The sequence below is a fragment of the Clostridium thermarum genome (genome assembly GCF_006351925.1).
In the GTDB taxonomy this organism is placed as follows: Bacteria; Bacillota; Clostridia; order Clostridiales; family Clostridiaceae; genus Clostridium_AU; species Clostridium_AU thermarum.
The window spans coordinates 1,184,807-1,195,000 of sequence record NZ_CP040924.1 but is presented as its reverse complement, the minus strand read 5'-3'; the positions used below and the strand labels follow the sequence as shown (position 1 = coordinate 1,195,000).

The following is a 10,194-nucleotide window of genomic DNA, read 5'->3' as shown; positions in this document are numbered from 1 at the left end:
ATTCCCACGGCAAATATTGCTCCACCGACCACAAGTCTTATGATTTCTTTTTTGTTGACACCTTCTTCTTCCTCTTCGTTATTTTCGTTTATTTTGGTCTTGGAGTTATTCTCCTCAAAAATGACCTTTACATCTGGCTCTATTTTCTTTACTATGCCTTCAATCTTCTCATTTAACTCAGAGCGGTTGACTTTCGGACTTATTTCCAGTGTTAGTTTCTTCGAAACAAAATCTACTGCAGCAAATTCAACTCCTTCTAGACCGCTTATTTCTTTTTCCATTTTAGCTGCACAATTCGCGCAGCCAAGTCCTTCAAGTATTAATACTTTTTTATTGCTCTTGTTAACGGATTTTTCTTTCACTACCACATCCGGTTCGTGCTTGTGCACTATGGTTTTAACTTGCTGTAATATATTCTTATACTCTTGCTCTGATTCAATTTCTAAAGTCAATGTCTTGTTCATGAAGTTCATATAGGCTTTGACTCCATTTAATTTATTAACCTCATCTTCAATTTTAGCTGCACAATTTGCGCAATCTAAACCTTCTAAAATTACTTCCTTCTTTAACATTACTGACCCTCCTTTACTTACTTTCTTCTGAAATATGAATTAATCCCTGGTCAAATATTTGCTTTACATGTTCATCTTCAAGAGAGTAGAATACAATCTTTCCTTCTCTTCTGCTCTTTACTAGTTCAGCCTGCTTTAAGACTCTTAGCTGATGTGAAATTGCTGATTGGGTCATATTTAATAAGAATGCAATATCGCAAACGCACATCTCTGATTCATCTAATGCCCAGAGTATCTTAATTCTTGTTGAATCTCCAAAAACTTTAAATAGTTCTGCTAGATCATATAGAGTTTCTTCTTGAGGCATTTTTTCTCGCACTTTATTTACAATTTCCTCATGTATTACATCACAGTCGCATCTTTCAATTGGTTGAATTTTTTTTGCCATATTTATATCACCTCTTTATCATTCAATTGAACACTTGAATAAGCTTTCATATATATTATAAACCTCAATTCTCCGTTTGTCAATAAAAACATATGAGTAATTGTTCAAGTGTGTTTATCTTTTAGCTTTACGGTCAAGACCGCCACCTCTAAGCGCAGCGTAGGTGGGTTTTAATCAGGTGGAGTAGACTCTCCATCTGATTCCCCGATGTTTCAGCTTGCTGAAACGAGTTCACTTATTAGATTATCCCCAAGTATAAATAGAAAAGAACCGCCCATCAAGAAGTATTTCTCCTCAATCGGCGGTCAAGTTCATTTTAAATTAATACATCAATCTCTACTCCAGACTTAAACTCAACGGTCAGCTTATTATCAAATACCGTAACTTTTTCAATAAGCCGCCTTACCAGTTGCTCATCATATTCCTCCAGCTCATAGGACTGTTCATTCAAGAAGTCTGTCATTTCAGCTATTCGCTGCTTCTTCCTTCACGCTCTGCATTTTTAACCAGCGCATTTTGCTTCTGCTCCCGCAATCGGTAATCCAATTATGTCTCCTGTAGTTATTTATAATAGTATAAGTACTCTTCCCCTACTGGCGGCTATCTTAATACGAGCTTATAGGTTTACTTCTATTTCTAACCCTGACTTAAACTCTACCACTAGCCTGTCATTATATACAGTTGCCTTTTCAATTAGTTTTCTAACCAGTTTATCATCAAATTCCGTAATACCACCGGTTTGCATATTAAGGAAGTCCGTCATCTCAGCGATCCGATCCCGCTTATCTTGACGGAGAGCGTTTCTTGAAAGGGTTTCTTGCCTTAAGTCCCGTAAGCGGTAAATCTCATTGACAATATTATCATATGCTTCCTTTGAATTTGCCAATTGGATCAACTCGGCTTGAAGCTCTTCCAGCCTTTTATCAATATCTGCCGTACTCTCGTCCAAATCCTCGTTTAATACGGTTTCAATATTCTTTTTCAGTATGGCCAGGAAAGAGTTTTTCCCGCTGACGGCTATATTGATAGCTTCTACAATCTTCTCTTTGAGAGTATCTTCAAGTATAGTGGAAGCGGTACAAAACAAACCGGTGTTTTCCAATCTGCTGACGCATCTCCAAACGATGGATTTTTTCCCTCGGTTATTCCAATGAACCCTGCGGAATACTTCATGACACTTGCCGCAGAACACCATTTGGGATAAGGGATGATTATTGCTGTAGTTTCTCTTCTTTCCGTTCTTACTTATATGCACACATCTTCTGCGGACAAGCTCTTCCTGAACCTGCATATAAATTTCACGCGGGATTATGGGCTCATGGCTGTTTTCTACATAGTATTGAGGAACTATGCCGTTATTGGCCACCCTTTTCTTCGATAAAAAATCTACTGTATAGGTTTTCTGCAACAGCGCATCACCGATATATTTTTCATTCCTCAAAATCTTATTGATGGTGCTGGTATGCCATCTGTGATTGCCTGCACCTGTCAGAATTCCGTCAGCTTCCAGACCTCTTGCTATCTGTAGCATACTGGAACCTTCAAGGTATTCTCTGTAAATGCGTTTAACGATCTCTGCTTCTTCAGGTACGATAACTAAATTGCCATCCTTATCCTTTGTATAGCCAAGAAACCGGTTGTGATTAATATGGATTTTTCCTTGCTGATATCGGTACTGAATACCCAGTTTTACATTCTGGCTTAACGATTGGCTTTCTTGCTGCGCCAAAGAAGCCATAATGGTCAGCAGGATTTCCCCTTTGGAATCCAATGTGTTTATATTTTCCTTTTCAAAGTAAACTGGAATATTTTTTTCTTTAAGCTGCCTTATGTACTTTAGGCAGTCCAGCGTATTTCTTGCAAAACGGCTGATAGATTTCGTAATTATCATATCGATTTTGCCCTGCATACATTCTTCTATCATCCGGTTAAACTCTTCACGCTTTTTCGTGTTGGTTCCAGTAATCCCTTCATCCGCAAATATGCCAGCTAACTCCCATTCCGGATTGCTTTTAATGTAGTTTGTGTAGTGCTCAATTTGCGCTTCATAACTGGTTGCCTGCTCCTCGCTGTCCGTAGATACGCGGCAATAGGCTGCTACCCGAAGCTTAGGCAATTCTTCAGCCTTTGCACTATTTCCAATCCGTTTACGAGCAGGGATTACCGTAACATTCCTGATTGCCATCTGAAATCACCTCGCTCTTAATAAGACTATAAGCATACTCTGCCTGCTGAAATGGATCATCATATAGATTATCTGGCATTGAAGCATGAAACCTAAAATTTAGGCATTTCTTTTCATTTCCTTTATGTTCATAAATCCTGCCAAGTGCCTCAGCTCGCCTGCGTCTTTCCAGTTGTACTTCTTCGAATGTATCCCTGCTGATAATGGGCGGATAGAATTTATCCTCTACATACCGTTTATCTGTCAGCATTCTTGCAATAGATGTATGGCAGCGCTTAATACCCGCGTTTTTGGCCGCTTCAGTTAAAGAAAGCCCGGAAAGATAAGCCCCAAACAGCTCCTTTATCTTAACCGCTTCCTTTTCGTTAACAACAGCCTTGCCGTTTTTAATGGCATACCCAAAAGGTATATGGCTCATCATCTCACCATCCTTTCCCTCAGGTTCAATCCGCATTTCATTTTGAAGCCTATTTCCTCCTGCGAAAACACAATGATTTCTTCAATAAAATTCTCAAATATTTCACTATCAAATCTATCAATCTGCTTTTCAGCTTTCATTGCAAATTTAAGAAGTTTCTCAACTTCAACAAGAGCAGTCATGCCCCCATTGATTGCGCGGTTTATGGCTTCTTTTTGTTCTTTTAACAAGGCTGCTTCTTTGCTCAGCTCATTTTTCTGTGTATTAAAAAGAGCGGGTTCCAGGTATCCTTTGGCCATAAGTCCCATAATCACCTGTACCCGCTCTGTATTTTCTTTTATTTTAGTTTCCAGCTCCTGAATCTTAGTTATGTTATCTGAGTAATTTGTTTTCTTTAAGCTTTGCAGCAATGGCCTTAGAATGAACTTATGTCCGAAAATAAGCTTATTCATCATAACAACAAAAGCCTGATGGATCCCATCCTCTCTGACAAATTTCATTGAACAAGCCGAAGCGTCTTTTATATGCTTTGTGCAGCACCAGGCAATGTATTTATGATTACCACTGCCATGAATTCGACGCTTAAAACTGCTGCCACATTCTGCGCATTTGATTTTCCCCGAGAAAGGGTAGCGGTTTTGATATTTACTGCTTCCCTTGATTACGCCTTTTTCTTTACCTCTTTGCTTCAATATTTCTTTGACGGCTTCAAATTCCTCATGGGATATAATGGCTTCATGATGATCCTTTATCATGTATTGATCCTTTTCACCACGATTATAATGCCGCTTAAAATTCTCATCTGTATATGTTTTTTGCAGAAGGACATCCCCGGTATATTTTTCATTGCTAAGGATACCGCGGATAGTGGTCGCTGTCCAATGTGAACCTCTCTTTGTTGGGATTTTATCCAAATTTAACCCATCTGCAATTTTCTGTGTGCCTTTACCAGCCAAAGCCTCGGAAAAAATCCGCTTTATGATTTCAGCCTGTTCTTTATTGATAAATAGCTTTCCATCCACATAATCGTAACCATAGGGAGGATACGAAATTTTGTATGTTCCGTTTTGGAACCTACGTCTGATAGACCACTTACTATTTTCTGCAATGGATAATGACTCGTTTTCTGCAAGACTGCTCAAAATTGTCAGCACCAATTCGCCTTCCATGCGCTGTGTGTTTATATTCTCTTTCTCGAAATAGATGAAAACACCGAGATCGGTAAGTTTTCTCACCATCTCAATACAGTCGGTTGTGTTTCTGGCAAATCTGCTGACCGACTTGGTTATAATAAAGTCAATTTTCATGTTTTCACAATCTGCAAGCAGCCTTAAAAGTTCAGTTCGGTTTTCCTTTTTTGTGCCTGATATGCCTTCGTCATAGTAAATCCCTGCAAATTCCCAATCCGGGTTTGCTTTTATATAGGATTCATAATGGTCTTTTTGTGCTTCCAGGCTTGCCATTTGCTCATCGCTGTCGGTTGAAACCCTGCAATAAGCCGCTACCCTCACCTTTGGCTTGAAAGCTTGGAGAGCATTGTTTCCATCAATCCTCGTTACCTTTCTCACTGTTTTCACCTCCTTTGGGCATGTGACATGTTACCTCTGTGTGCCGCTAATAGCAAGCTAATTAGGCCATAAGCTGTGCGTACATCGGCGAGAAAGTTTTAAGATTTAACTTGTCGATTTTGTCGAATTCTTCCTCTGAAATCAGTCCCGCTTTAAGCATCTTTTGCAGGATTTTATATGCCCGCCAGTAATCAACCTCTCTTTGAATTTCCTCCTGTGTTATCTTTGTATTGTTCGTTTCCTGCGGGTTATATGGTAAATGATTAGCCCCCTCTATCATTCAAGCACCTCCTATAAAAACTTGGGACAGCCGCGATTGGCTGTCCTTTATCGTTATTTAGGCAATTTCAGAACTTGTCCGGGGTAAATAGTATCCGTAGTCAGGCTATTCAGTTTCTTGATCTCCGGATATCTTGTTCCTCTACCGAGTTCTTTTTCTGCTATTCTCCATAAGGTGTCGCCTTTTTGCACTGTATAGGTTCTATTGCTCTTGTTATCTGTAATACTGTTTACTATTACAAGGTTTTCTTTTGCTACCCAAGTGTTTATACCTGCAACCTCTAAACCGCCGGATTTCTTAACCTTTTTGCCAAGTAAAACACACTCTTTGCCGCCTTTTATGACCGGCTTGCCTTTATATAAAGTCTGTGTGACCCTGTGGTAATAGTCATTTTTGACCCACGTTGGAACTTCCACACTGCCGGGGTAGTAATTCTTTACACTGACCTTAAACTCCACCATATCTCCAATTCCAATATCAGTATTGATATCTGTACTGTTCTCCAGCGCTTTTTTTACTGCTTTACGGAAAGTGTCCATATTCTCCCCATGCTTGGGAAACCAGTGCATCACATCAGCATGGTTGCTGGCAATACCGAGCTTATATCCTTCGGAGTGGCAGATGATGTCATTCTCATTAAGACCGTACTTCTTGCAGAGCATAACGCAGAGTTCAACAGCATTCTGCCACGCTTTACGGAAATAATCTTCCTGCTTTGCTGCATCATAACCCACCATTACCGACCCGGATTTATACGAAAACCCAGCAGGCTCACAGATTTCAAAGCCAATATGGGTATTGTTGGCTGCTCCTCCCGCATGCCACCCGCGATGATCCCAAGGCAGGTATTGCCAAACCTCTTTATCGTCTACAAAAGCGTGAACACATACCTGCCTATTTATTTCGCCGGCCTTGTAAGATTTGTTCCAACGGGAAAACCACTCAGCCGCCATTACACCCGGCACAGCCGTCGAATGTGCCATGATTCCTTTAGGCGTGATTTTTCGGCCTGCTGTATAGCAATCGTTTCGCGTCATGTACTTCGTGTACAGCTTCATTTCTTTTCATCCTCCTCATTTGAGTGGCCATGCAGTTGTTCCAATGCGTTCTTCAGCTTTTCAGGAATGGGCAGTCCTATATGTGCTGCATTCTCAAGAATTGAAATTCCCTCGTTACTCAGGTAAAAGAAAATCACCGCTGTCCGGATTGCCCCGCCATTGCCGAGCACCTGGCTGTCGATGATGTGTCCTACTCCTACAAGTACAAAAATAAGCACTTTCTTAAAGATGCCCTTGGCCCCGACTTCACTCGAAAGCTTTCTGTCTACAACGGCACACATCACTCCGGTCACATAGTCAATGGCTACAAAAGCGATGAGTGCGTATAAAAATCCATCCAGCCCTCCAAGAAACCATCCAAGAAATCCGCCAATAGCAGTAAAAACCGCCTGCGCCCAGTTCCATACTGTTTTCATTGTCTTAAACCTCCGTTCAACTTGAGTTTTGCATATAAAAAAGCGCCCTGCCTTAAAGCAAAGCGCTGAAAATTAAAACTTCTAATCTATATTTGCTTCGGAAGCGCCTCCCACAACCGCATATCCTCCTGCCCAAGAGACCAGATGGCTATACCTCGCAGTTTCCATCGATAAGCCGCTTCGTTTGCCCAGTAAACAAGGCTGTCCACATCCTGATAATACAGAATAGAAAAACCATCTGCATCTCCGAGGAAGAGACGGGATATCCAAATATTGATGTCTTTCGGTATAATCTTTACTTCATAGTCATTACCGCAAGAAAGAGCCAAAAGTTGTGAGTGGAAGAAGTCATAATCCATCGAAATGTCCTCACTGCGAGTTATCGATTCCTCCACATCGCTATTTACTGAAAACACCTGAAATTCATCATCCCACGTGACACCAGTGCGAGCAAGCCTGCCAAAGCTGGTTATAGTTCCATCCGGGAGTTCCACATCAAAACGCTCGTATGGTTCATATACCCACGCATCGCCCAGCCGCAGCAGCTCGCATACCGTCCGGTTGTCCGAGCAGTACCCTGCATAACCACTACCACCGATTACATTCACTGTGAAACGCAGGGTTGAAGCTGCACCAGAATATACTCTTACTTTATTGCCGCGTTTTCGCATCTCTATAGTATACATATTCGGATTAGCACGAAGATCGGCATCTACAGTTTTTGAGAAACTGGTGGAATAGCTACCAAGCAAGGAATTACCTTGATAAAGCTCGACTCTTTGCGTGTCATAGTTTAAGCAGCAGAAAATATCCCCAAGGAACACCCCAGCCCGTCCACTGCTATTTTGAGGGAAAGCCAGCCTTGCCCGGATATGGATGTCGGAAAACCCGTCGTATTTCCATGCAAGTTTGCCATATCCCTCGAGCTGGGAATATGGGCGACTTTCTGTGCTGTCTGGCTCTTGCCAAACATCCCATTCGCCGTCCAACACAGTCCAGTAATTTTCAGGCAGGATGTTCCTGTCCCGAAAATCTTCATACCAAATAAGCGTCGAGTCGGGTTTTCTTCGCAACATTTCAAAGGTCAGTTTAAAACCTCGATCCGGCTCAACCATCACACCATTTACATCCTTGAACCGACGAGGAGAGAGCATAAAGCTGGCTTCACCGGCAAAGGGATACTCCGAAAATCCACTGCAAACCCTAAAACCGTAAAACTGGACTCCCGGCACACCACCGCTTATGCTGACAGCATGCGTTCCCTCTTGGAGAAATACACCTTTTGCAAGTGTCAACCAGCAAACTCTTCTCCAGTATGGCCACCATAAACGGTTCTCGCTGAAAGTCTTTGATTCACCATCAAGGGAAACGATAATCGCATTTTTGTCCCAGTAAGGAAAGCAAAGCTGTACTGCAATATCGTAATATCCCGCTTCTCTTATCTCAAAACGGTACTCTGCTGACGCCTGGTCATCTCCAAGTGAGGCCATCTCATCAGTAATAATGACATTTCCTTCGTATTCATCCGGAACTCCGTTCCTGTCAATATAAATGGTTCCGAACTCCGCTTTCGGCTCCTTGCCATAGCTTGTCAAATATCTTCGCCTGTTATAAACCCCTTTTAGCAGCGGATATTCCCAGGATATAGCATCCCACCCTTCCATATAGTCATATACATGAGGAAGAGCCCAAGGTACTTTGTTATAGTCATCCCAGTAAGCCACAATTGGAATAAACGGCTGGGGCGGTGCATCGCCTGTGAAATTGTAAACCCCAGTCATCCAGTATTTTGCCGCATAGTAGGTATTAGACACCCCTCGATAGGTTATTCCAAGGTTTTCAGGTGTATCATGAATCCTCCAGTTCCAGCCATAAGCAGGCAACCCCATGAATATCTTATCGGGTGACATAACGGAAACAGCATAATCATATATGCCCTCAAGCCAGTCACGAGGAGATACTGGGCCGGGAGCAGAGCCCGCCCATGCCATGCCATAGCTCATGATGGCGGCGGTATCGCAATAGTCGTTAAGATCGGCATAAACACACCAGTTTTCACCGCCCACCGAGCCTTGAACGCCGGTCATACCAGGCAGGCAGATGTTGACAAGCTTTGTTGCATCATAAGACTTAACTGTATTGTATATATCCCTAAATAGTGCATTCGCCGCATCCTTGTTTTCATAACCGCCGCCGCGCTCCAGGTCAATATCTACCCCAGCGCACCATGGATACTTGTTCATGATTCGGATGATTTCAGTAAGAAACTTATCCTTTGCACCGTTTTCGTTGTTGCGAAGTGCAGTAAAAATATTGGCTATTCCATGATTCATAATAGTGAGCAGCCACTTAATGTGCGGCCATTTCTGAATATACGGTAGCATGCTGCTGATGCTGGTACCGGTTTCAGTGATTGTGCCTGTTGCGTCAACCTCAAAAGTAAAAATGCCTACCGTATCAAATCGGTCGCCGTAGTCTCTAAGTGCTTCATACATTCGGGCATTTCCCATAAAACTCCACACCATGCAACGTTTGCCTTTTAAGAAATCCCTCACAACCGGTCACCGCCTTCTTGCATCTCCTGAAATTCAAAGAGCACCCGCGCCGATTTTCTCTCTTCCAGCTTCACCATATGTTTGCTATCCCATGCCGCAGAGTATTGATAAAATCCATCCTTACGAGTAGGGCTTCCGTTTTTAAGGCATTGGCGGGTGGAAGCCTTGAGCGCCAGCTCATCGCCTGCATTAACCGGGTCAAGAAACCTTACCTTATGCGCACCTACACCTTGGGATAGTTCAATACTCCCTGCGGCCATATCCTGTATAGGATAAATATAGCAGTCAAGGCCAGCAGAAGTTTTACCCAGGTTGAATAAAATTACAGTCTCCGCTGTTCGCACCACACCGTTATAATGCCGGGGCGGAACTGGCTGCCCGTTTTCCTGCATTTTCGTTAGCATTTTGCTCGTGTGGACGGTATAGCCTGTCAACTGATCTCCATCCTGAAGCTGCAGGTCGGTGAAATAGATTATTCCGGTACAGTCGGAAATCTTGAGTATCACAGTAACGCCCACCACATGTTTATTGCTTTTTAGTTGTATGGTTTCTGCAAATCTTGAAAACTGCATCCATTTCACCTACCCGTCTAATGTCCACTGTATTTCGCATACATGCCCGATCCATCCGGTGGAAACCGAGCCGCCCTGAAGCAATAAGTCTGTAAAGTACACTGTGCCGGTGCAGTCAGTGACGCACAGCCTGATGGTGATAGACTTGACTCTGCTGATACTTTTGGGAGAAATACTGTGTG

The 10,194-nt window shown here is 42.5% G+C and carries 10 protein-coding genes and 1 pseudogene (1 of these 11 running past the window's edge); all 11 read right to left on the bottom strand.

The features are described from left to right. Positions 1–572: pseudogene (locus FHY60_RS05185) on the bottom strand (heavy metal translocating P-type ATPase) (it extends 1,787 nt beyond the left edge of the window). A gap of 13 nt (positions 573–585) precedes the next feature. Then, a complete protein-coding gene (locus tag FHY60_RS05180) occupies positions 586–960 on the bottom strand; it encodes an ArsR/SmtB family transcription factor (RefSeq protein WP_005584884.1) in 375 nt (124 codons plus the stop codon). A 316-nt stretch (positions 961–1,276) separates the two neighbouring features. Then, positions 1,277–1,423, bottom strand: coding sequence for a hypothetical protein (locus FHY60_RS17820; RefSeq protein WP_028306869.1), 147 nt, complete (start codon positions 1,421–1,423; stop codon positions 1,277–1,279). Positions 1,424–1,576: 153 nt separating this feature from the next. Beyond that, positions 1,577–3,145, bottom strand: a complete 1,569-nt coding sequence (locus tag FHY60_RS05170) for a recombinase family protein (protein ID WP_013782344.1) — start codon at positions 3,143–3,145, stop codon at positions 1,577–1,579. Continuing rightward, positions 3,108–3,599, bottom strand: coding sequence for a recombinase (locus FHY60_RS05165; protein ID WP_083809929.1), 492 nt, complete (start codon positions 3,597–3,599; stop codon positions 3,108–3,110). The genes FHY60_RS05170 and FHY60_RS05165 overlap by 38 nt, the downstream gene beginning before the upstream one ends. Further along, entirely contained in the window at positions 3,563–5,131 is a 1,569-nt protein-coding gene (locus FHY60_RS05160) for a recombinase family protein (RefSeq protein WP_013782346.1), read from the bottom strand. The genes FHY60_RS05165 and FHY60_RS05160 overlap by 37 nt, the downstream gene beginning before the upstream one ends. 61 nt (positions 5,132–5,192) lie before the next feature. Further along, positions 5,193–5,411, bottom strand: a complete 219-nt coding sequence (locus FHY60_RS05155) for an SHOCT domain-containing protein (protein WP_013782347.1) — start codon at positions 5,409–5,411, stop codon at positions 5,193–5,195. Positions 5,412–5,464: 53 nt separating this feature from the next. Then, positions 5,465–6,448 carry an N-acetylmuramoyl-L-alanine amidase gene (locus FHY60_RS05150; protein WP_279230468.1) on the bottom strand — a complete coding sequence of 328 codons (984 nt, stop codon included), beginning with the start codon at positions 6,446–6,448 and terminating at the stop codon, positions 5,465–5,467. A gap of 17 nt (positions 6,449–6,465) precedes the next feature. Next, on the bottom strand, positions 6,466–6,885 hold the full coding sequence (locus FHY60_RS05145) for a phage holin family protein (protein WP_004400092.1): 420 nt from the start codon (positions 6,883–6,885) through the stop codon (positions 6,466–6,468). Between the two features lie 86 nt (positions 6,886–6,971). Further along, complete coding sequence (locus tag FHY60_RS05140; RefSeq protein ID WP_013782349.1) at positions 6,972–9,440, bottom strand: glycosyl hydrolase family 18 protein; 2,469 nt, start codon at positions 9,438–9,440, stop codon at positions 6,972–6,974. Continuing rightward, entirely contained in the window at positions 9,437–10,012 is a 576-nt protein-coding gene (locus tag FHY60_RS05135) for a hypothetical protein (RefSeq protein WP_003868535.1), read from the bottom strand. The genes FHY60_RS05140 and FHY60_RS05135 overlap by 4 nt, the downstream gene beginning before the upstream one ends. Positions 10,013–10,194 lie beyond the last annotated feature (182 nt).